Annotated in this window: 22 protein-coding genes; 12 read left to right on the forward strand and 10 right to left on the reverse strand. The window is 68.1% G+C overall.

Annotated features, from left to right (window positions below; genetic code table 11):
- Positions 1-301 precede the first annotated feature (301 nt).
- The 3 genes from ACFU5M_RS10075 to ACFU5M_RS10085 all read right to left on the reverse strand — a co-directional run bounded on the left by ACFU5M_RS10075 (position 302) and on the right by ACFU5M_RS10085 (position 4317).
- Positions 302-790: a GNAT family N-acetyltransferase gene (locus tag ACFU5M_RS10075; RefSeq protein ID WP_379046807.1), complete on the reverse strand. Its 489-nt coding sequence runs from the start codon at positions 788-790 to the stop codon at positions 302-304.
- Between the two features lie 52 nt (positions 791-842).
- Positions 843-2540, reverse strand: a complete 1698-nt coding sequence (locus ACFU5M_RS10080; RefSeq protein ID WP_379046810.1) for a GMC family oxidoreductase N-terminal domain-containing protein — start codon at positions 2538-2540, stop codon at positions 843-845.
- Positions 2541-2721: 181 nt separating this feature from the next.
- Complete coding sequence (locus tag ACFU5M_RS10085; RefSeq protein ID WP_379046813.1) at positions 2722-4317, reverse strand: FAD-dependent monooxygenase; 1596 nt, start codon at positions 4315-4317, stop codon at positions 2722-2724.
- Positions 4318-4702: 385 nt separating this feature from the next.
- Between ACFU5M_RS10085 and ACFU5M_RS10090 the strand changes: the two genes are divergently transcribed.
- The 3 genes from ACFU5M_RS10090 (at position 4703) to ACFU5M_RS10100 (ending at position 7681) form a co-directional block, all read left to right on the forward strand.
- Positions 4703-6223, forward strand: a complete 1521-nt coding sequence (locus ACFU5M_RS10090; RefSeq protein ID WP_379046816.1) for a PucR family transcriptional regulator — start codon at positions 4703-4705, stop codon at positions 6221-6223.
- A gap of 315 nt (positions 6224-6538) precedes the next feature.
- Positions 6539-7090 carry a CBS domain-containing protein gene (locus ACFU5M_RS10095; RefSeq protein ID WP_379046819.1) on the forward strand — a complete coding sequence of 184 codons (552 nt, stop codon included), beginning with the start codon at positions 6539-6541 and terminating at the stop codon, positions 7088-7090.
- 150 nt (positions 7091-7240) lie between these two features.
- Positions 7241-7681 (forward strand): TraR/DksA C4-type zinc finger protein, encoded by a 441-nt coding sequence (locus ACFU5M_RS10100; protein WP_379046822.1) that lies wholly within the window; start codon positions 7241-7243, stop codon positions 7679-7681.
- A gap of 195 nt (positions 7682-7876) precedes the next feature.
- On the opposite strand, the gene ACFU5M_RS10105 is transcribed toward ACFU5M_RS10100, so the two are convergent.
- Positions 7877-8941 (reverse strand): fatty acid desaturase family protein, encoded by a 1065-nt coding sequence (locus ACFU5M_RS10105; protein ID WP_379046825.1) that lies wholly within the window; start codon positions 8939-8941, stop codon positions 7877-7879.
- A 360-nt stretch (positions 8942-9301) separates the two neighbouring features.
- On the opposite strand from ACFU5M_RS10105, the gene ACFU5M_RS10110 reads away from it, so the two are divergent.
- Positions 9302-10057 carry a ZIP family metal transporter gene (locus tag ACFU5M_RS10110; protein WP_379046828.1) on the forward strand — a complete coding sequence of 252 codons (756 nt, stop codon included), beginning with the start codon at positions 9302-9304 and terminating at the stop codon, positions 10055-10057.
- Positions 10058-10267: 210 nt separating this feature from the next.
- On the opposite strand, the gene ACFU5M_RS10115 is transcribed toward ACFU5M_RS10110, so the two are convergent.
- Entirely contained in the window at positions 10268-11206 is a 939-nt protein-coding gene (locus ACFU5M_RS10115; protein ID WP_379046831.1) for an AMP-binding protein, read from the reverse strand.
- 157 nt (positions 11207-11363) lie between these two features.
- Between ACFU5M_RS10115 and ACFU5M_RS10120 the strand changes: the two genes are divergently transcribed.
- Positions 11364-12650: a PucR family transcriptional regulator gene (locus ACFU5M_RS10120; protein ID WP_379046834.1), complete on the forward strand. Its 1287-nt coding sequence runs from the start codon at positions 11364-11366 to the stop codon at positions 12648-12650.
- A 21-nt stretch (positions 12651-12671) separates the two neighbouring features.
- On the opposite strand, the gene ACFU5M_RS10125 is transcribed toward ACFU5M_RS10120, so the two are convergent.
- Entirely contained in the window at positions 12672-12803 is a 132-nt protein-coding gene (locus ACFU5M_RS10125; protein ID WP_379046837.1) for a hypothetical protein, read from the reverse strand.
- A 285-nt stretch (positions 12804-13088) separates the two neighbouring features.
- Between ACFU5M_RS10125 and ACFU5M_RS10130 the strand changes: the two genes are divergently transcribed.
- The 3 genes from ACFU5M_RS10130 to ACFU5M_RS10140 all read left to right on the forward strand — a co-directional run bounded on the left by ACFU5M_RS10130 (position 13089) and on the right by ACFU5M_RS10140 (position 15613).
- Positions 13089-13550, forward strand: a complete 462-nt coding sequence (locus tag ACFU5M_RS10130) for a hypothetical protein (RefSeq protein WP_379046840.1) — start codon at positions 13089-13091, stop codon at positions 13548-13550.
- A 90-nt stretch (positions 13551-13640) separates the two neighbouring features.
- Positions 13641-14276, forward strand: a complete 636-nt coding sequence (gene lipB / locus ACFU5M_RS10135) for a lipoyl(octanoyl) transferase LipB (RefSeq protein WP_379046843.1) — start codon at positions 13641-13643, stop codon at positions 14274-14276.
- A gap of 209 nt (positions 14277-14485) precedes the next feature.
- Positions 14486-15613 carry a TIGR03364 family FAD-dependent oxidoreductase gene (locus ACFU5M_RS10140; protein WP_379046846.1) on the forward strand — a complete coding sequence of 376 codons (1128 nt, stop codon included), beginning with the start codon at positions 14486-14488 and terminating at the stop codon, positions 15611-15613.
- A gap of 55 nt (positions 15614-15668) precedes the next feature.
- On the opposite strand, the gene ACFU5M_RS10145 is transcribed toward ACFU5M_RS10140, so the two are convergent.
- Positions 15669-15821, reverse strand: coding sequence for a hypothetical protein (locus tag ACFU5M_RS10145; protein WP_379046849.1), 153 nt, complete (start codon positions 15819-15821; stop codon positions 15669-15671).
- Between the two features lie 218 nt (positions 15822-16039).
- On the opposite strand from ACFU5M_RS10145, the gene ACFU5M_RS10150 reads away from it, so the two are divergent.
- From ACFU5M_RS10150 to ACFU5M_RS10160, 3 genes are all read left to right on the forward strand, one after another.
- Complete coding sequence (locus ACFU5M_RS10150) at positions 16040-16234, forward strand: hypothetical protein (protein WP_379046852.1); 195 nt, start codon at positions 16040-16042, stop codon at positions 16232-16234.
- 271 nt (positions 16235-16505) lie between these two features.
- Positions 16506-17441 carry a DUF5996 family protein gene (locus ACFU5M_RS10155; protein WP_379047100.1) on the forward strand — a complete coding sequence of 312 codons (936 nt, stop codon included), beginning with the start codon at positions 16506-16508 and terminating at the stop codon, positions 17439-17441.
- A gap of 399 nt (positions 17442-17840) precedes the next feature.
- Positions 17841-18083 (forward strand): hypothetical protein, encoded by a 243-nt coding sequence (locus ACFU5M_RS10160; RefSeq protein WP_379046855.1) that lies wholly within the window; start codon positions 17841-17843, stop codon positions 18081-18083.
- A 204-nt stretch (positions 18084-18287) separates the two neighbouring features.
- Here ACFU5M_RS10160 and ACFU5M_RS10165 read toward each other — a convergent pair whose 3' ends face one another.
- Positions 18288-18569, reverse strand: coding sequence for a hypothetical protein (locus tag ACFU5M_RS10165; RefSeq protein WP_040866379.1), 282 nt, complete (start codon positions 18567-18569; stop codon positions 18288-18290).
- A 313-nt stretch (positions 18570-18882) separates the two neighbouring features.
- Between ACFU5M_RS10165 and ACFU5M_RS10170 the strand changes: the two genes are divergently transcribed.
- Positions 18883-19104 (forward strand): hypothetical protein, encoded by a 222-nt coding sequence (locus tag ACFU5M_RS10170; RefSeq protein WP_379046858.1) that lies wholly within the window; start codon positions 18883-18885, stop codon positions 19102-19104.
- 64 nt (positions 19105-19168) lie between these two features.
- Here ACFU5M_RS10170 and ACFU5M_RS10175 read toward each other — a convergent pair whose 3' ends face one another.
- Entirely contained in the window at positions 19169-20110 is a 942-nt protein-coding gene (locus ACFU5M_RS10175; RefSeq protein WP_379046861.1) for an ABC transporter substrate-binding protein, read from the reverse strand.
- 32 nt (positions 20111-20142) lie between these two features.
- Complete coding sequence (locus ACFU5M_RS10180; protein ID WP_379046864.1) at positions 20143-20850, reverse strand: class II aldolase/adducin family protein; 708 nt, start codon at positions 20848-20850, stop codon at positions 20143-20145.

A 20850-nucleotide genomic window follows, 5' to 3' on the forward strand; every position in this document is an offset into this window, starting at 1 on the left:
CCTTGATGGCTCGTGTTCGAGCGACCGCCGCTTGCTCCTTCGTCACCTACGCGACGGCCACTCGAACACGAGCCGGGCCGCGAACGGAACATGCTCGGTCTCGCTTCGCTCGAAAGACGTGGCCGGGGGTGCGCGGGGCGCGTCGGCGATCGACCTACGCGACATCGTGCACGCGGCTCCGAGCGCGCGTCGCAGCCCGGCGACCGCTCGGACGCGGGCTCGTGGTTGATTGTGTACTCCTCGCAGCCGCAACGATCCTCGCCGCTGCGATGGGACCGGCGGCACAGTGCAGGGCAGCGGGTCAACCGCAGCGAACCCAAGCGGTCACCGCGTTGTCGTCCAGGGTGTAGGTGATCCCGCGGGCGGACAGCATCCGCAACACGGCTGTGTTGTCCGCCGTCGTGCTCACGAAGAGCTTCACATAACCCTCCGTTCCCGCCCGCTCGATCAGTCCGCCGAGCACGGCGGTTCCGATGCCCGCTCCCCGGCGGGACCGGCCGATCCATACTCCGGCCTCGGCTGCTCCCGGCGCGTCGGGCAGTGGACACAGTCGTGCCGCTCCGACCACCTCGCCGTCCACTCGGATGTTGTAGGTCGACTCGACCGGCGGACTCGCCAGCGCCCGGCCTCGGTGGAACGTCAGGAAACTCGCTTGCCGGTCGGCATCCCAGCCGCTGCCGGTCCCGTCGACCGGCATCACCTCGCCTGGCTCCGCGTCCCGCACCGCCGCGTGCAGCAGGTCGGTGAGGCCTCGCTCGTCCAGCGGTTGCAGGGTGACGTGGGTGGGCACAGCGCCGATCCTGTCACCCGGACCGACCACACGCGACCGGATTTCCGCCGGCTCAGATCGGGGTGATCGGCAGGCGCAGCGCGCCCCGCGCGGCGACCGGCACCACCGGATTCCTCGGTTCGACCGGGGCGAGCCTGCGGTAGCCGGTCCCGAGGGGCGGGCGCGAGTCGTCCTCGCCTTTGTTCGGCCACAGCGCCATGGCGCGTTCGGCCTGGGCAGTGATGGTCAGGGAGGGATTCACGCCCAGGTTCGCCGAAATGGTCGACCCGTCGGTGATGTGCAGGCCGGGGTAGCCGTAGACCCGGTGATACGCGTCGACGACGCCGGTCTCGGCCGAGTCGCCGATGGCGCAGCCACCGATGAAGTGGCCGGTGATCGGGATGTTCGCCAGCTCGGTCCACGCGCCCTGCGGAAGGCCGCCGATCTTCTCGGCGATCCGCCTGGTCACCTCGTGGCCCTCCGGAATCCAGGTCGGCGGCGCGGTGCCGTCGCCCGGCTTGGTCGTCATCCGCCTGCCGAACAAGCCGCGCTTGGTGTAGGTCACGATCGAGTTGTCCACGTTCTGCATGACGAGCACGCCGATGATGCGCTCGGACCAGCGCCGCGGACTGTGCAGCCGATGCAGGTGACGGCGCTGCGCGATGAGTTCGCGCACCCCCAGCAGCCAGCGGGCCCGGCCTTCCTGACCATCCACCAGAACGGTGGTCAGCAAACTCATCGCATTGCTGTCCTTGCCGTAGCGGACCGGCTCGATATGGGTGTACTCGTTGGGGTGGATGGACGAGGTGATCGCGACGCCCTTGGTGAAGTCGGAGTCTTTGCGCAGAGAGCGCGCCCCGAGCACTGCTTCGGAGTTGGTGCGGGCCAGATGCCCCAACCGCGGCGAGACATGGGGCAAACTGCCGTTCTCGCGCAACCGGTGCAGCAGTTTCTGGGTGCCGAGCGCGGCGGCCGCGAAAATCACCTGGTCGGCGGTGAATGTCTGCTTCGCCTTACGCACCCACCGCCCGGTGCGCACCGTCCGCACCTCGTATCCGCCCTCCGGCCGTGGCCGCACATCGGTGACGGTGGTCATCGGATGCACTGTCGCTCCGGCTTTTTCGGCCAGGTAGAGGTAATTCTTCACCAGGGTGTTCTTCGCGCCGTGCCGGCAGCCGGTCATGCACTCGCCGCAGTGGGTGCAGGTCGAGCGCGCCGGTCCGGCCCCGCCGAAGAACGGGTCGGCGACCTGCTGGCCCGGACGGGAATCGTTGTCGGCGAACAGCACTCCCACCGGCGTGCGGGAATAGGTGTCGCCGATGCCCATCTCCTCCGCGACTTCGCGCAGGATGCGGTCGGTAGGAGTGGTCGCCGGATTCCGGGTGACGCCGAGCATGCGCTTGGCCTGGTCGTAATACGGCGTCAGCTCCTCGCGCCAATCGGTGATGTGCGCCCACTGCTTGTCGCGGTAGAACTTCTCCGGCGGCTCGTACAGCGTGTTGGCGTACACCAGCGACCCGCCCCCGACTCCCGTCCCGCTCATGATGAAGGTGTCGTTGAGCAAGGTCATCCGCTGGATGCCGTAGCAGCCGAGTTTCGGCGCCCACAGGTACTCGCGCAGATGCCAGGAGTTCTTGGCGTACTCGTCGTCGGCGAACCGCCGGCCCGCCTCGAGCACGCCGACCCGGTATCCCTTCTCGGTCGCTCGAAGCGCGGCCACGCTGCCGCCGAAGCCGGAACCGATGACGAGCACGTCGTAGTGGCTGACCATGCGCTCGAGCGTATGGCGGCAAACACACAGGCGGGACGGGAGATACGGACGGGATATCGAGATTTCCGGCCATCTTCGCCTCCGCTTCCCGCCACAGGGAGCGACCGGCCGGGAAACCTCGGCGGCCCTCGTGTGCTCACTGCGTCGCGTCCGGCTCGAGAGCGCCGGCCGGGCTTGTCGTCTACTCCGGTGCGCCGAACCAGGACGACAGTGCTGCCCGTAGACCGGAGGCTGCGGTGTCGGCGGGTTCATCGATCGTCGCCGCCCAGGCGATGTGGCCGTCCGGGCGGATCAGCAGGGCGTCGGCTGGGCGGTTGTCGGTCTCGGCGCTGCGGATGTCGATGCGGTCGCGCCGGTCGCGAGCGGCTTCTCGGAGATCCCCGCGGTCGGCGAGGTCGAGGAGTACGGGCCGGGCGGTGTGCATGAGTTCGGCGACGCTGGTGGTGCCGTCGTCGGTGCGCAGCACGAGGTCGGGAGCGAAGGTGCCGGTCAAAGCGTGGTCGTTGGGGTTGGGCAGCTGATAGCGGATGTCGGCGCCTGCGATGAGGGCTGCCATACGCTGTAAAGCCGGTTCGTCGGTGAGTAGTTCCTGGAAAAGCGCCCGCAGCGCTTCGGCGGCCGGGTCGTGCCCGCGCCGTAGCGCCACCTGGGCGCGGGTGTGCAGCATGGTGCGCGCCCCGGCGAGGTGGCGTTCGTCGTGGTAGGTGTCCAGCAGTCCGTCCGGCGCCCAGCCGTGGATTCCGCCCGCCAACTTCCAGGCGAGATTGACCGTATCGAGCATGCCCGCGTTGATGGCCACGCCTGTGGCGGGGAACAGGTGGGCCGCGTCGCCGGCGAGCAGGATCCGGCCGTCGCGGTAGCGTTCGGCCTGCTGAGCCTTGAAGGTGAAGCGCGATAGTCGATGCGTTTGCGCCACAGGGATGTCCGCGCCCAGCACGCGGCGGATACTGTCCTGCAGTTCGGTCACCGTCATCGGGATGTCGTCGTCGTATTCGGCGGTCTCGTCCTCGATCGTGTAGACCGACAAACTCACCGAAGTGGGTGACGCACCGAGCCCGAAGAGTCCACGGTCGGTTCGTGTGAACCCCGCGCGGATCGTTCCGAATCCCGGAACTTCGAGGTCGCCGTTGTCGAGGCGGGCGACCGAGTCGGGCACGGTGATCTGGGCCAGCCGGTTGACCTCCGGATACACGGTGCCCGGGAACGCGATCCCGGCCATTTCGCGCACCCGGCTGCGCGCGCCGTCGCAACCCACCAGATATCGGGCGCTCACCCGGTACTCACCGTCCGGCCCGCGTACCTGCGCGGTGACCGCGCAGGCATCCTGGCTCACGCCCAGCACCTCATGTCCCCGGCGGACGCCGATGCCGAGTTCATCCACGCGTTCACCGAGCAGATGTTCGAGCTTCTGCTGCGGCAGCGGCAGCGCATGCATCGGGGACTCGCTCAGCTGTGTGAGATCCACATGCACTCCGCCGAACGGGAATCTCGGAGCCGGAACCGGATCGGTGCAGGCCGCTTCGAACCGCTCCAGCAAACCTCGGTAGCGCAGCAGTTCCAGGATCTGCCCGCCGAGACCACCGGCCTTCGGGGTGTCCCGGGGCCGCGGCAGGCGCTCCAGCACCAACGGGCGCACTCCGGCCAGCCGCAGCTCGGCGGCCAGCATCAAACCCGTGGGGCCCGCACCCACGATGATCACGTCGGTGTCCGGCACGCCGCTCTCCTCACTGCCCTTCGCCGCGGCCCCACTCGTCCCGGTCGCCGACATCACACGCATGTAATCAACACTCCATTCCAGCCGGTCTCGGCCTCGTCGAATTCTCGGTACGACCCGGTCCTTCATCGCTCTGCATGTCGACGACCCGGATCGTGGGCACGGCTGCTCTCGGCCGGTGAGACGCTACCGTGCGCCGCGCCTGCCACGCTGGGACCATCCACCCCGCAGTGGGCCGACCGTGCGCGGAGGGACGGGCCGAGCCACGATGCGCTGCTGGTGGCCCTGAGTGGACCCGGAACCGCGGAAATCGGCCGGTCGGGGGTACCGTTTTCGATACATGGCGCGGGGGCAGGCCGGTCGAGGGCTTCTTCGTCCACGAACTTCTGCCGGTCGCGTCGGGGGGCGGGATCGCGGATGCACCGTCGGTTCGACATCGGAGCGGCTCATGGTGACATTGGATCGGTTGGCGAACGTACTGAGTGGCTATGGGATCCGCTTGCGGCTGGGTGCGGTTCCCCGATCCGTGGAACTGCGCAGCGTGGTGATCCACGGGGCCGATCAGGACCCCACCGAAGTGGGCGATGTGTTGCTGGGCATCGGGGCACGCTCGGTGTCGGAGGTGGTGGACTGGGCGGTGTCGGCGCGGGCCGTTGTCGCGCTCGTCCGCGAGGGTGCGGAGACCGACGAGCCGGAGAACGAGGGCGTGGCCGTGCTGGTGGTCGACCCCGCGGTGGCCTGGAGCGAGTTGGCCGCCGTGGTCTACGGATTGGTGCTGGAAGGCCGTGAGACCGAGGCCGGGCGCGGCCCGACCGATTTGTTCGCCTTGGCCGACAGTCTGGCCGACGCGGTCGGGGGTGCGGTGACGATCGAGGACCGGCGGTCTCGCGTGCTCGCGTACTCGCGGCCACAGCAGAACCTCGACCCCGCGCGGGTCGAGACCATCCTGGACCGGGAGATGCCGCAGTGGTTGCGCGCGGTGTTCGATGCGTGCGGCGTCTTCGTTCATCTGGCGTCCTCGGATGAACCGTTGTTCGTTCCCGCGCAGGCGGAACTGGGTGTGACGGGACGGATGGTCGTGGCCGTGCGCGTGGGCCGGCAACTGCTGGGCTCGGTATGGGTGTCGTGCCCGGCACCGTTGGCCGGCGCTCGGCGCACAGCCTTGGCCGACGGCGCGCGCACGGTGGCCCTGCATCTGTTGCGGTCACGGGCCAGCGCGGACCTGGAACGCCAGGTGGAATCCGAACTGGTGATCCGCTTGCTGGAGGGCGCCGCGGACGCGGCGACGGTGGCCAGCAGGCTCGGGTTGCCGCCGGAGGGTTTGCGGGTGATCGCGCTGCGCGCTCGCAGCGCGGACGACCAGCACGCCGCGCTGCTGTTGCTCTTCGAGCGCGCGACAACCGGATTCGGCTGGTCGCGTTCGAGCCGCAGCGCTTTGGTCGGTGACACCATCTACACCGTGCTGCCCGCCGATCAGGCGGCGACGGCACGCCGCTGGATAAGCGAGCTACAGGCGGCACTGCCCGCGCCGATGACGGTGTCGGCCGGGATCAGCGGTGTTGCCCGCGCCACGGAATCGGCGTCGGCGCGCCGCGAGACCGACGAATGCCTGGCCTTGCACGAGGCCCGCTCAGCGGGTGCCCCACCCCCCGCCTATGACGAGTCATGGGATGAGATCCTGCTCCAACGGTTGCGCACAGCAGGGCTTGCTGGACGCACCCCCGCGCGGGGGCCGATCGCGGAGTTGCGGCAACATGACCGCACGAACTCCACCCGGTATGTGGCCACGCTGCGCGCCTGGTTGCAGGCGCAGGGCGATCCCGCCCAGGCGGGCACGCAACTCGGCGTGCACGAGAACACCGTCCGTAACCGCCTGCGCAAGATGGCAGAGGTGACCGACCTCGGCTTGGACGACCCTCGCAAACGGCTTGCCATGATGATCGAACTCGCCGTCACCGACGACGCCTGACCCACCCGCGCTGTGCTGTCGCCACAAATTCCGATCCCTCGATTGTCGGATCAGCGCAACGATCGCCCGTCAGGCAACGCCATCATGGGGTTGACCGCACCGAAGGCGCATAAATGACCTCCCGAGTCGGCACGACCGGGCGGACACCCTACCCCCGATGCGGCGCCCACAGGGCCGTAACGCTCCTACTCGCGGCCTCTACAAATGACGGTCCCGGCACCGGAGCACCAAGGACGGTCCGGGGAAGGATCGGCCCTTTTCGTGCCGGTCCGGTAACCAGTGAACGGAACGAGGAACATGCGGATATTCGAGGTCATGCAGAGACCGATCATTGCTGTGCGGCAGAGTGATTCGGCACGCGGGGCGGCGCTGCTGCTCGCCGAATCGGGCTATGCGGCGCTGCCCGTTCTCGACCGGGACGATCGCCTCATCGGGGTACTCACCAGCGGCGACCTCTTGCGGGCAGGCGAACTCGACGACACGGTCGGCGCAGTGATGACCACACCGGCTGTGTCGGTCCCGGAAAGCGCGGCACTGGCCGAGGTGATGCGCCGACTGGTGATGAACGGACTGCGCAGCCTGCCCGTCATCGATGCCGACGGCCGCGTGGTCGGCATGTTCAGCCGCGGCGACGCGTTGCGGATCATGCTCACACCCGACGACGCACTCACGGCCGATACACAGAACCTGCTCGATCAATACACCGGCGCGCGGCGATGGCATGTTCTCGTGCACGAAGGCGACGCCACCGTCTCCGGCCGGTTCGCCGACGAGTCCGAACGGCGCATCGCCATCGCCCTCACTCGCACGGTGCCCGGCGTCCGCACCGCCACCATCGCGACCACACCGGCCGCAGCCACGCACTGACCGACGGCCGGCGGCACGGGTGAACCCGACCTTCGACGTGGCCGCACTCCGACACGTCGATGCACGCAGATACACGACTCGGACGGCGTCGAGGGCGGCGCCATTCTTTCGACTCGACCGTATTTCGAACCACCGACACTGGAGACCCGGATGATCCGCGCACACACCGACCCGAGCGCCCGCCTCGACGACCACCTACCCGCACTGCGAGCCACACTGAACCAGCAACGCCGCTTCCGTCTCCAGCAACTGGCCGAACTAGAAGCCGAAATCGACCGCGCCGCCGCACCCACGAACGCGGCCGATGCGGCCCGGCAGGAGGTCACCATCGAATTGGCCGCGGCGGCACGGCAAGCGTTGGCCGACATCGAGGGCACCCTCGCACTCATCACCGCAGGCCGTTATGGCCGCTGCCGCCGCTGTCACGCCGAACTACCGATCCACCTACTGAAGGCCATTCCCACAACACAGTGGTGCCTGAACTGCCGACAGCATCGCCCTCCCCCCGACGATCCCCGTCCGATCCGCGGACAGCCGTCTCGCATACCGCGACGCGGCCTCTCGGCGGAACGTGACGCCCTCGCTCACTAGTCCCACTGCGATACCGGTTCGGTGACTCGTCCCGGCGCTCCTGTGTCCAGGCGCGTTTCCGCAGCTCGATCGCGACCACGTTCCGCACGCCACCGAGCCTGCCGAACGCATCGCCGAAGCATTCGTGGCCGAGCCGAGGGCGTCCTCCCCGGAGGCGACCCGGACCTGCGGGCGGAGGCGATCATCCGGCGGGTCTCATCCCACCCGATCGGCTGCCGCGTCAGCCGAATGCTCGATCGGACCGGCGGTGGTGAGCGGCCCGGCGAGCCGACCGACGCTGTGCAGGTGGCGCAGTGCGTGGACGTAGGAGTCCAGCAGACCGGTTTGGCAATAGGGCAGCCCGACTTCGGCGCAGAACTGCGCGACCAGCGGCTGTGCTCGGCGCAGGTTGGGCCGTGGCATGGACGGGAACAGGTGGTGCTCGATCTGGTAGTTCAGGCCACCCAAGGCCGTATCCACGAGCGGGCCGCCGCGGACGTTGCGGGACGTGAGCACCTGACGTCGCAGAAAGTCCATGGAGTCGTCGGCCGTCAGCACTTCCATCCCCTTGTGGTTCGGCGCGAAGGTGCAGCCCATGTAGAGCCCGAACAGGCCCTGCTGCACGAGGATGAAAACCACCGCCTTGGCCGGGGACAGGACCAGGAACACCGCGCAGAGGTACCCGGTGGCGTGAGCGAGGAGCAACAGCCCCTCCCAGGTGCGGTGCGGGATCGCCCACCGCAGCACCGCACGGGCACTCGCGTAGTGCAGGCTCCAGCCCTCCAGCAACAACATCGGAAAGAACAGCCAGGCCTGGTTCCGGAAGATCAGCCGCCGCAGGCCCCGGCCGGTGCGTGCTCGATCGCCGGAATGCGCCAGCACACCCATGACGTCGGGGTCGGCGCCCTCGGTGTTCGGGTGTGCGTGGTGCCGGTTGTGATTGCTGGTCCACCAGCCGATGCTCACCCCGATACCGAGGTTGCCGAACAGCACGCCGTACAGGTAGTCGGCGCGCCGGGTGCCGAAGATCTGCCGGTGTCCGGCATCGTGGCCGAGGAAGGCGATCTGGGCGAACACCGCAGCCAGGAACGCGGCGACGCCCAGCTGCCACCACGAGTCGCCGAGCACCACGAACACCGTCCAGCCGGCCGCGAACGCCGCGGCGGTGAGCGCGCTCTTCCATACGTAGTACCGTCGCCGCCGTCTCAGCAGTCCTGCTCCCCGTACCCGGCGCAGCAACACCGCGTACTCGCTGCCGCGTGCAGACACAGCACCTTCCATGACCACGGGCCGCCTACCGTCCTGCTCTCGCTGTCGTCCGCCGGACCTCATCCGACCGCTGGTGTCCGATCGCAAGTCAAGCACAGAACAGCTCAACCTCTTGGGATAACAGAATGCCGCGTTCGGAACACCGTTAGGTAAACAGATGTACCGGTCCTTCGCACATTTGCGTGACGATTCGTCTCCGTCGGCCGACAGGTGCACCGCCACCGTGGAGTACGAAACGATTCGCGCCGCCTTGCCCCGGGCGCGTCCTGGGGCGGCGCCTCGTTTCCGCCCCGGCAGTACGGGTAGCTAGGACAGGGAGTCGGCGATGGTCCGCGCCGGCTTCTGCGTTCCGAGCAGTGAGGAGACGGTCGGGTGTCTGGGTTGTGGGCTGCGGGCGGGTGGGGGTTGCTGGCGGGGTCCGCCCTGCTGGCGGGGGCTTCGGTGGGATTCCTGGCGCGGGTTCCGACGAAGATCGTGGCGAGCGTGATGGGGTTCGGCAGCGGGGTGCTGCTGTCGGCGGTGTCGTTCGAGTTGATCGCCGATGCGCACGAACGCGCCGGATTGCCGCCCACCGCGGTCGGGGCGGTGGGCGGTGCGGTGATCTACACCTTGGCCAACCTCGCTCTGGCCCGCCGTGGCGCCCGCCACCGCAAGCGTTCGGGAGACCAGCAACCCAGCGAGACCGAGCAATCCGGTTCCGGCACGGCCATCGCACTGGGTGCGCTGCTGGACGGCGTGCCCGAGTCCATCGTCATCGGGACCAGCTTGCTCGGGGGCAAAGCCGTCAGCGTCGTCACCGTGGCCGCGGTGTTCATCAGCAACATTCCCGAGGGCCTGTCCAGCGCGGCCGGGATGCGCCGCGCCCACCGCCACCCGCGCTACGTGTTCGGCTTGTGGGGCGGGATAGCGGTGATCAGCGGTGTGTCCGCCATGGCGGGCTACGGCCTGCTCGGTGACGCCGCGCCCGCCGTGCTGGCGGCCATCACCGCCTTGGCCGCAGGCGCGATCTTGGCCATGATCACCGACACGATGATCCCGGAGGCGTTCGAGGACGCCCATTTGTGGGTCGGGTTGATCACGGTGGCGGGTTTCCTCACCGCCTTCGCCCTGTCCCAGCTCGACCGATAGCGCTGTGTCGCAGTTGCGGCTCGACTTCGAGCGCGCTCCAGCTTTTGGCGTCGGTGGTCATGACGACCACACTGATCACCGGAGCGAACAAGGGGCTCGGTTTCGAGTCCGCCCGCCGGCTCCTCGCCGCGGGCCACCCTGCCCTGGTGATCGGATCGGCGCACCGACGCCGGGTCTTCGATCCGTCCGCCGTTGCGGCGTCGAGCCATCTCAGGGCGGCGCGGCGTAGGTGCGGCGCGGCCGCCTCCTCCTGGATGCCGGTGACCGGATCGAATCCGCTCGCGCGATGACCTCACCCAACCCGTATCCGTTGACGATGGGAATCGCATAGCGGTGTTCGAACCGGGTGCGCAACTCGAGGTCGGCCGGTGCCGCGCAGCAGAGGGCGAAGCGCACCGACGAGATGTCGGTGCGCATCCGGCCGGGCAGCTCGGACAGCGCCGCATACAAGCTCGGGACCGCGGAGGCGTAGGTCGGGCGAACGTGCTCGATCCGGTCCAGGAAAGACGTCGGATCGAGGGGCCCGGCCATGGTCGCGCGACCTCCGGCGACCAACGGCGACAACGCGCCCAGCAAAATGCCGCAGATCTGCCGCATCGGCAGAGTCGACAAGCTGTGGTCGCCATCGGCGAGGGCGAAGACCTTGTTCACCAACTGGCACATGGCCCCGAGGTTGCGGTGGTCCAGCATCGCTCGGTTGCCGCCGGCGCCGTAGGTGATCAGCGCCGGTGCCTCCCAGCCGGGCCACGCGGCTGCGGTGACGTCGCGTTCCGCCCCGTCGAGCGCCGCGACAGACGGGACGACCCGAACCGGCGCGGAGGTAACCGGGGCGCGCCCGGTGATGAGCGCCTTGGGGCCCGCGTCGGAGATCCGGGAGCCCGCTTCCGCGTCGGTCGCCGCCGGGTCGATCACGGCGGCCGTGGCGCCCAGCCGCCAGGTCGCGAACAGCGCGACCACGAGGTCGACGGCGCCGGGCAGCATGATCGCGACGACGTCGCCCTTCGTGATGCCAGCGGCGCGTAGGCGGGCTGCCGCACGCAGCACGGCCGCCAGGAATTCGCTGTTGTTCAGTTCGGTGCTGTCATCGGCAAGGGCCGGCGCATGCGGGGCGGCTGTGGCGCGAAGGTCCGGGAGGGTTGAAAGCGTCATGCGATGTCCTCCACAACGGCGTAGGGATTCGAATGACAACGGTAGAAAGCACAGCCCGGTTCGACACCGTCGTGCAACGATCAAATACCCGGCTTCTTTTGTCCCCGGAAGACAATATCGGCTTCGCAATTCACCACGATGTCACTACGATCACCTCGTGACGAGTTTTCGTCGCAACGGTTCGGTCGAAGTCGACCGTTGTGTCACGACGATCGCCGCCCGTATGAACGCGCGGGTGACGGACATCAGTGCGCGTATCCATCAAGCCCTCGAAGAGGAAATTCCCGAACTGCGCGCGGATGTTCCTACCGTCGAACTACTCGGGGCCAGTGTGCAGGGCAATGTCGACACAATGCTGCAGGCCCTGCGCCACGACATTCCCGCCCGGCGAATCGACCTGCCCGCGGCAGCCGACGAGTACACCAGGCGTCTGGCCCAGCGCGGCGTCCCGCTCAATGCCCTGGTTCGCGCCTATCACATCGGCCAGCGGCGAGGAACCGAACTGGTCTTCGCCGAACTGCAGGTCGCCGACATCGCACCGGTCGATCGGTTCCTCGTCGGACGGGCCATCGCCACCAGGCTGTTCGAATACCTCGATCGAGTTATCCAGCAGGTCGTGGCCGTCTATGAGGGCGAGCGCGAGCAGTGGTTGGAGACTCGCAACAGTGTTCGCGCGCTGCGGGTGCGCGAATTGCTGGTGGGCAAGGAGGCCGTCGATATCGACGGCACAACCGAGCAGATCCGCTATCCACTGCGTTGGCACCATCTGGCGCTGATCGTCTGGTATCCCGAAACCGGCGCCCACAGTGACGAGCTTTCCCAACTGCAACGGTTCGTCCGCGCGTCGGCCGAAACCGTGGGAACCGCCGCGAGTCCGCTGTTCGTCGCCGACGATCAGCTCAGTGGCTGGGCCTGGTTGCCGTACCGTTCGGCGCAACCCGACGCCGTCGCAGGCGTCCGTGATTTCGCGGCCGCACAACCCGACGCCCCGCGGGTAGCGATCGGCACGCTGGCCCCCGGAGTGCCGGGGTTTCGCCGGTCTCATCGCCTGGCGCTGGGCGCACGTTCGGTCGCGTTGGCGCGGGGAGACGCCGAACACCGCGTCATCGCGGCCGAGGACGCGGGGTTGTCGGTGGCGGCCCTGCTGGGCAGCGGCAGCGCGGAACTCCGGGAATGGGTCGGCGACGTGCTCGGCGACCTGGCCTCCGACACCGACAACGACGCACGGCTTCGCGAGACACTTCAGGTATTCCTGCGCGCCGGATCGAGTTACAAAGCCGCCGCCGCAGAGCTCGACCTGCACTCCAACTCGGTGAAATACCGCGTCGGACGCGCGATCTCGCGGCGCGGCAGGCCGATTGCCGAAGACCGGCTCGACGTCGAACTCGCCCTGCTCATCTGCCACTGGTACGGCCCATCGATACTGCGAGCGGATTCGGCGTGAGCAGCCGAACCGCCGAGTGGCTCAGGCTGTGGCGATGACAGCGCTCGCTACCAGAGCGGCGGCCGGACCGATGACCTGGCTGCGGCGCAATCGCTCGCGCAGCGCGTATACGCCCAGTACCACGGGGACGATCGGATAGAGGGAAGACAACACCGACCGCCACGGCCGAGTACTCGGTCCGCGTGGCGAAGAGGTAGGACACCAGTGCGGCGGCGGCGAGGATGCCGGAACACACGGCGGTGAGGTCGGCCCGATGTGACCGGGCCGTCGCGGCGTCCCCTACTCCTCATCTCGATACCGGTGCCCACGCCATCGATCGCTCGGGCAGTTCCACAACGATCAGGATTCGAGAAGCGCTGGTCACCGAAGCCGACTTACCGTCATCGGCACGGAGGTCCGCCCGGTAGACGCGGCAGGCCGGTGAGCAGAGGAGGACACATGACTTGGAACAAGCGGGTTCGACGGACACACCGGTGGCTGGCGATCGTCTTCACGATGACGATCGTGGTCACCGTCGTCGTCTTGGCGCTGCAAGGCCCCGTCTGGGTGTCCTACGTGCCGCTGCCCCCATTGGCCTTGCTGCTCTTGTCCGGTCTCGGCATATGGGTGCTGTCGTATGCCGCTACCCGACGCGGCCGCGCACCCGCGAACCTCCCGCAGGCCGGGGCGGCCCGCGCCGCCGCACCACGGGTCCGGCGGCTGCACCGTGGGTCGGGCATCGTCTTCGTCGCGACAGTCCTCGCCACCGTCGTGGCCTTGGCCCAGGAAGAGCCGGTCATCTGGGTGTCCTACCTGCCGCTGCTCCCGCTCGCCCTGCTCATGTTCTCGGGTCTGTACATGCTGGTAGGGCTGTATGCCGCCGAGCGGCGCGGCACCCGTCAGGCGGCACAGCCGGGCTGACGACCACGTGACACAGCGGTCGGCGCGGAGTTGCCGCTTTTCGGTCTACCGCCGACGCGATGACGGGCCTCGGAGAGCTATCGTCGGAGCATGCGATCCAGGCCGCTGACGTTGATCCAGGACGAGCTCGTCGACTACGAGAAAGCCATGGAACGCATGGGTGAATTGGTCGACCGACGCCACAGCGGCGCGCGGCCGGATAGCCTCTGGCTGCTGAGCCATCCGCCGGTCTACACCATCGGACGCAGAACGCCGCAAGACCACCTGCCGGATCCGGCCCACGACATCCCGGTCGTGCAGACCACACGCGGGGGCCAGCTCACCTATCACGGTCCCGGCCAACTGGTCGGCTACCTCATCGTCCGGCTCGACTCCGGTGAAGGAGTGGTCGACTACATTCGCGAGGTCGAGTTCCGCCTCATCGAGGCGCTCGGCCGACTGGGCGTTCCCGCGGAACGCCGCGATACCCCGCCCGGCTCCGAGCTGCTCACCGGGGTGTGGACCAGGCACACCGGCCGCAAGATCGTCTCCATCGGCATGCGCCAGAGCCGCGGGATCACCAGCCACGGCTTCGCCCTCAACGTCCACGGCGACCTGGAACCCTGGCACTGGGCCGTCGCCTGCGGGCTTCCCGACGTCGACATGACCTCCGTGGCCCGCGAATCCGGGTCGGCCACAATGGAACTGGTACGCCCGGTCGTCGCCGCCGCTTTCGAGGCGCGTTGAACAGCACGTGCTTGCCCGCGCGACCGGCCGAGTAGTGCTCACCTGAGTTCCACTCTCTGGGAGCGTCCACTCGAACAAGGTCCGCGATGCGCTGAACAGGCCGCCGAAAGGCATGGAGCTGCCCGCTTCCGCCCAGTTGTGGCGTGGCCCACAATCCAGGTCACAGCAAGTCCGCCCGCGATCCGCCCGGTCATTGCCATCCTCGAGTCATGCGATTGGTGATCATCGGAGGCGGCATCCTCGGCACCGCCCATGCCATGGCCGCGATCCGACGCGGGCATGAGGTCGTGCACCTCGAACGGGAACTCGAGGCGCGCGGGGCGAGCGTGCGCGACTTCGGCTCGGTCCGGGTGTCGGGGCGCTCGGCCGCGGAACTCGACCTCGTCCTGCGTTCACGGTTGCTGTGGGAGGAGATCGGCGGGAGGGTGCCCGGCGTGGGATTCCGGCCCGCGGGTTCGCTCATTCTGGTGCGCACCCCCGAGGAATTGGCGGTCGCCGAGGCCGCGGCGGCCGGCCCCGAGGCCGAAGTACGCGGTTTCGAATTGCTCGACCCGGAGACCGCCCGCGTCGTCAATCCCGCGCTGCGCGGCGAATTCCTCGCCGGACTGCATTGTTCGACCGACGCGGTCGTCGAACCACGGCAGGCGCTGCCCGCGCTGCGCGCCTATCTCACCGCGACCGGCCGCTACACCTTCCATTCCGGCACCGAAGCGCGGGATGTCACCGATACCGGCTCCGGCGCACGAACGCGCGACGATCAGGGGCGAGTCTTCGACGCCGACCTGGTGCTGGTCTGCCCCGGCGCGGTGCGCACCGGCCTGACCAGTGAACTGGCCGGAGCGCTCCCCGTGCGGCGGGTCCGGATGCAGATGATGCAGACCGCTGCACTGGGTGAGCCGCTCACCACCGCCGTCGCCGACGGCGACACGTTCCGGTATCACCCCGGCTTCGCCGGCCCCGAGGTCGAGGTGCTGAATCGCGAACAATCACAGACAGCGTCCGCGGCCGAGCACCGGATGCAACTGCTGTGCGTGCAGCGCCTGCACGGCGGGTTGACCATCGGCGACTCCCGCGAGCACGCCGAGCCGTTCGCATTCGACGTGGACGAGGCCCCTTACGAGCACCTCACGTCCGTGACCGAGGAGTTGCTGGGCCGCAAACTGCCGCCCGTCGTGCGGCGGTGGGCGGGCGTGTACAGCCAGAGCATGGATCCCGGCGTCCCGGTCCTCCGCGCGCGAGCCGACCAGCACATCTTGGTGATCACCGGAGCAGGCGATCACGGCCTGACCCTCGGACCTGCCTTCGGCGAGGAGACCGCCGATCTGCTCGAGCTCTGAGGAGGACACACCGGGACAGCTTGTTCCGGCCGCGCCGTATCGCCCGGCGGGCGGATCATCGGTGGCCGAACCCGTCCCCCGCGTAATCCACTCCATTCCACCAGGATTCGAGCGGCTCCGACTCGTAGGCATCGGGTGGCGGGCGATACCCGGCGGGCAGGTCGAACGACACCGCACCCGTGCGCAGGGCGATATCCCGAATGCCCACGAGCTTCGATTTCGTGCATCGACATCCGGGCTCCTGTCGCCGTCCGGTCGCGACACTATGCGTTACCAGACGTATCCCAAACCTCGGCATCCATGGTGCTGTCACACCACAGAATCCGCGCGTCGATTCGCGCCGGTCGCCCAGGGTGGGAAGAATGCTCCGCAATCACGAAAGTAATTGTCCGCCTTTGGATAATGTGCCTTATGGAGCGGACGGCAATGACTGGAGAAATAACGGTGGTACTGCTCTGGGTGGCGATCGTCGCCATCGTCGTGACTCTTCTCGGCGGTGCGGCCGCGGCCATGGTGTGGGATCCGAATTCCCGCCGGAAAGCCCGGGCAACCGGAAAAGGCGCCGCATTGCCGTTGGCGAGCATTCCGGCACCGCACGACAGTTGGCCCCGCCGGCCATGAGATGCGCTCGTCACCTGCGCAGCGGCCCCTGCCTCGGTGTCCGTCGACGCTGATCCGACCGCTCGGGGCGTCCCACCCCGAAACGTTGCCATACAGTTGCCATTCGCAACGCATGTCGGATTCCCAGGCCCGTGCCCAGCAGGTACGGTGACGATCAAGAGCGCGGGGCAGCGCCCTCACGGGTGTCGGCGTACGGCACTGGCACCGAGAACCCCGAGAAGACGGAGGTGCGGCAGTGACAGGCACCGAAACCACACCCGGGCCATGGCCGATGTTGCGCGTCGATGACTGGACGCCCACGCGCGAGACGCTGCATATGTGGATGCAGATCATCGGCAAGATCAGGCTTTCGCACGCTCCACTGGTCAACCATTGGTGGCAAGTCACTTTCTACGTCAGTCCGAGGGGACTGACCACCTCCGCCGTGCCACACCCGACGGGGTCCTTCGATATCGAATTCGACTTCCTCGATCATCGGCTGCACATCCGGTCCAGCGACGGCCGAACCCGCCAGGTCGCGCTCGAACCCAAGCCGGTAGCGACCTTTTACGGCGAAACCGTCACCGCGCTCGGCGAACTCGGCATTCCGGTGCGAATCCAAGCCGCGCCCAACGAGGTCGAGCCCGCCATTCCGTTCGCCGAGGACTACGAGCATCGCTCCTACGACGCCGCGGCCGCCACCTTGTTCTGGCGGCAACTGCTCGCCGCCGATCGTGTCATGCACCAGTTCCGCTCCCGCTTCATCGGCAAAGTGAGCCCGGTGCACTTTTTCTGGGGCGCAATGGATCTGGCGTGCACGAGATTCTCCGGCCGAACCGCTCCGCCACACCCCGGTGGCGCGCCCAACTGCGGCGACTGGGTGATGGTCGAGGGCTACTCGCACGAACTGAGCAGTTGCGGCTTCTGGCCGGGCGGCGGGCCCGACGGCGCCTTCTACGCCTACGCGTACCCGGAGCCCGAGGGATTCGCCGACTACCGGGTCGGCCCGCGACAAGCCTTCTACAACCATGACTACCGTCAGTTCCTCCTGCCCTACGAGGCGGTGCGCACCGCCGAAGCGCCGGAGCGCGTGTTGCTCGAGTTCCTCGACACGACATACGCCGCCGCCGCCGACCTCGGCCATTGGGATCGTGCGGCCCTGGAGGCCGACCCCGACCGCTGGCAGCACCAGCGCCGGGCGACCGGCATGGACGGGACACGATCGTGACCGCTTTCCGGGCAGGTGATGCGGCGTCGACCGTCGCGCCCCGCCGATCCGCCAGGAATGGCGCGCGTTCCGCGCATCGCACCGTTCGTCGGTGACATCCGCGGCTCTCGGGTACGAGGTCTTCACGCCGACGAATGGAGCGCGGGGTGCGCACGGCTTCGGCGATCGCGCCGCGGGCGAAGTGGCACCTGAACTACCTGGTGAACGGCTCGATGGTCAGGTCAAGTCGTCCATCCACTGCGGAACCCCCGGTTCAGGCGACCGTTTGGTAGTCATCTGGGTTCGCGAACCTTCCCACCTATGGGGAACGATCCTCCTAGCGGTGCACCGATCAATGTATCGTTATATGACGGCACGTTAATTGACGGGATGAATCTTATGCACAACACGAGGAAGCGCGTGACAGTGCGTCGAGTGGTGGCCTCGGCGCTGATCGGCGGGGCGGTCGTCACGGCGGCGACAGTCGCTCTGCCCGAACCTTCGGTGACCATCACCGCGGATCGGTACTCGCACAACCCGGCCGACAAGCGCGGTTCCGGGGTGGGAGAGCGCGCCCGGAGCAGCAACCACGGCGGATACCGCGGGCGTAACGAGCGCCCGTGCCAGTACACCCCCGAGGGTTACTGCACCGGAGGGCGCTGACCTCCGCTCGCCAGGTCGGCGGCGGGCTGGATCGCCGAGGGCGGCCCGGAAGGGCCGCCCTTCCGCGTTTCCGCAGGCCGGTAGGCGAGGTGGACGACGCCGTCGGCGTCGCTGCAATCTCCCAACACGGTGCGGTTCGACCGAGACGCGAGAGCCGGCCCGACGGTCGCCGCCGGGCCGGTGCGCCACGAGTCCGTGCCCGTGTCAGCCGATGATCGAGTTCATGATCGTGCCGGCACTGGTCGCCACCGCGCCCCCGGCCATCGCACTGGCGACCATCTTCGGCGACTGGAGGCTGCCGCCGTTCCATTTCTCCCACGCGAACCTGCCGCCGCCGTAGGTGATCGCCGTGATACCGGACAACTGGACCAGCCAAGTGAAATAGCGACCCATCTGCATCAATTTGTCCGCGAGCGGCGGCTCTTCCGCGGTCGGATTTTCGAACTGCTGCGCGATCACGGTGTCGTGCAGCGCGGCCAGAATCATGCTCACGTTCGTGCTCCTTTTCGCATGCCGAGGTGATGCCGGAGACAGATTCGAAAAGAAAGAGCTGCGCTACCGAGGAGTTCGGCGCGCCACGGGCACTGCGACGCCCACGGCCGCCGAGCCGGCGGTCCCGTGTCGTGGTCGTGTCCTGCTTTCCGGTGGTTGCCGGGAAACTCGTGACAAGATCGATTAGACCGTATGACGAGGGCGTATTCCTCGCGACACACCGTGCTGCGCATGATTCAACTCACAGCCTCCCGCCGTGCCGGACCACGCTGCGGCCTCTACGATTTCATTGAGTGCAGAGGCTGACATGACGTCGGTGCAGTGCGGCGCCGAACCTTCCGCTGAGATCACCGTGACCGCGGGGAGGACACAAATGCACACCGCTTTCTTGATTCCACTGCTCATCACGCTATTGATCGTCACCGCGACGGCCATCGTGGCCGGTTATGCCACCGTTTTCGCAGCCTATTGGTTCGAGCTGCGCTCCACCGAAAGACACGGCGGGCGGCCCGATATGTCGCCGCGCTGACATTTCCTCGGACACGACGAACGGGCCGGGGTCGCTACGACACCCGGCCCGCCGTTTCGTCGGATCAGACCGTTACGCCGGATTTCCCGGTCACCGTCTCGCCGATCCACGGCAGCACGGCGTCCCGGACCCGGACCGTGCCCGGCAGCAGGCCGTTGGCGGCCAGTAGATCGGCCGCGTGCTGCTGTTCGTCCAGGAATTCCTCGGAGACGGGCTGCACACCGAAGGGCCTGGCGCGCAGGGCGGCTTCCCACGCGTCCAGGCTCGCGGCCCCACCGCGGGCCACCACGTCGTCGACGAAGTACTGGGCGGCCGCGCGCGGGTTCTCCTGGATCCACGCGTCCGACTGCTGCAAGGCGGTGATGATCGCCGTGAGCGCCGCGCGGTTGCCTTCGGCGAAGTCCCGCCGCGTGAACCACAACGAGGGGTGACTGAACAGCGACTCGGTGTCCACGAGCGTGCGCAGGTCGGCGGCCGCCTCGATCGCGGCGAGACCCGGATACGCGCCGACCCAGGCGTCCAGGTCGCCGCGCAGCAGCGCCGCTCCGCCGTCGTGCACGTCGATGTCCACCGGTTCGATGTCCTTCCACGTCAGGCCCGCGCGGTCCAGCGCGAGCAGCGCGAGGGTGGTCTGCCAGGAACCGTGCGCGATGCCGACCCGCTTGCCCTTCAGATCCAGCACCGTCTCGATGCCGGAATCGGCTTCGGTGACCAAGCGGCCGTTCTCCACCCGAGGTCCGGAGATGCCGACATAGACGATGTCGCGTCCGTTGGCGAGCGCGGTCACCGGGGGCGTGAAACCGGTGCCGATGAAGTCGTAGCCGCCGTCGAACAGATGATCGGAGTGCAGCGACGGCAGTCCCGTCCTCGGGTCCACCGGCGCGGGGCGCGGCAGCTCGCGCAGGTCGACCCACTCCACGTCGGGCAGCAGATGCTCCAGGATGCCGCGGTGGCGCAGAACGAACAGGGAGTTGTTGTGCGGGAAGTAGCCGACACGAATGGTCATGATCATTCCTCGATTTCGCTGGGTGGGGCCGGTCAGATCAGGCCGCGGCGGCGGGCCTCGTCGGCCAGGCCGGTGCGGCTCCACTGCACCGCGAGGTTGGACGGATCGAATTCGACCGAGCCGCCCAGGGTTTCGGCGATCGCCTGGTATTGCGCGCCCTCCTCGAGCAGCACGACGAACTTCGCCAGCTCCAGCAGTCCCGAGCGGCCGATGACGTTCGCTCCGCCGTTGGCCTCGAAGATCGCGACCAGGTCCGGGTCCTCGACCAGCTCGGACAGGATGAAGTCGCCCGCGCCGATGCTGCGGTCGATGTGCGGCGGGACGGCCCTGGACAGGGTGAGCCGCTGGGCGGCCGCGTAGCGGATCGGCAGCGTGCGATGGGTCTGCGCCCACCCGCCCAGCCACGGGGTGTGTATGTGCACCACGGAGGTGATCTCCGGATGCGCGCGGAACACCTTCGCGTAGCCGGTGACGAATCCGGCGGAGCCGTTCCCCGACAGCACCTCGCCGTCGAAGGTGGCGACCACCGGCGCGATGGCACGGTCCTCGGCCCACGGCCCTGGTTCGTTCAGGGCGACGGCTATCTCTTCACCGGGCACGCGCTCCACGAAATTGACGGTGCCGTTGCCGGAAACGGTGCCGGTCTCCCGGAACACCCGGAATGCCTTCTCGGCGTCGCGGGTCGCGGCGGCGACGAAGGTGGTGACGGACTCCGGCAACCGGGTCTCGGTGGTGGTCAT

Origin of the sequence: Nocardia sp. NPDC057455, from assembly GCF_042802775.1 — a bacterium.
GTDB lineage: Bacteria > Actinomycetota > Actinomycetes > Mycobacteriales > Mycobacteriaceae > Nocardia.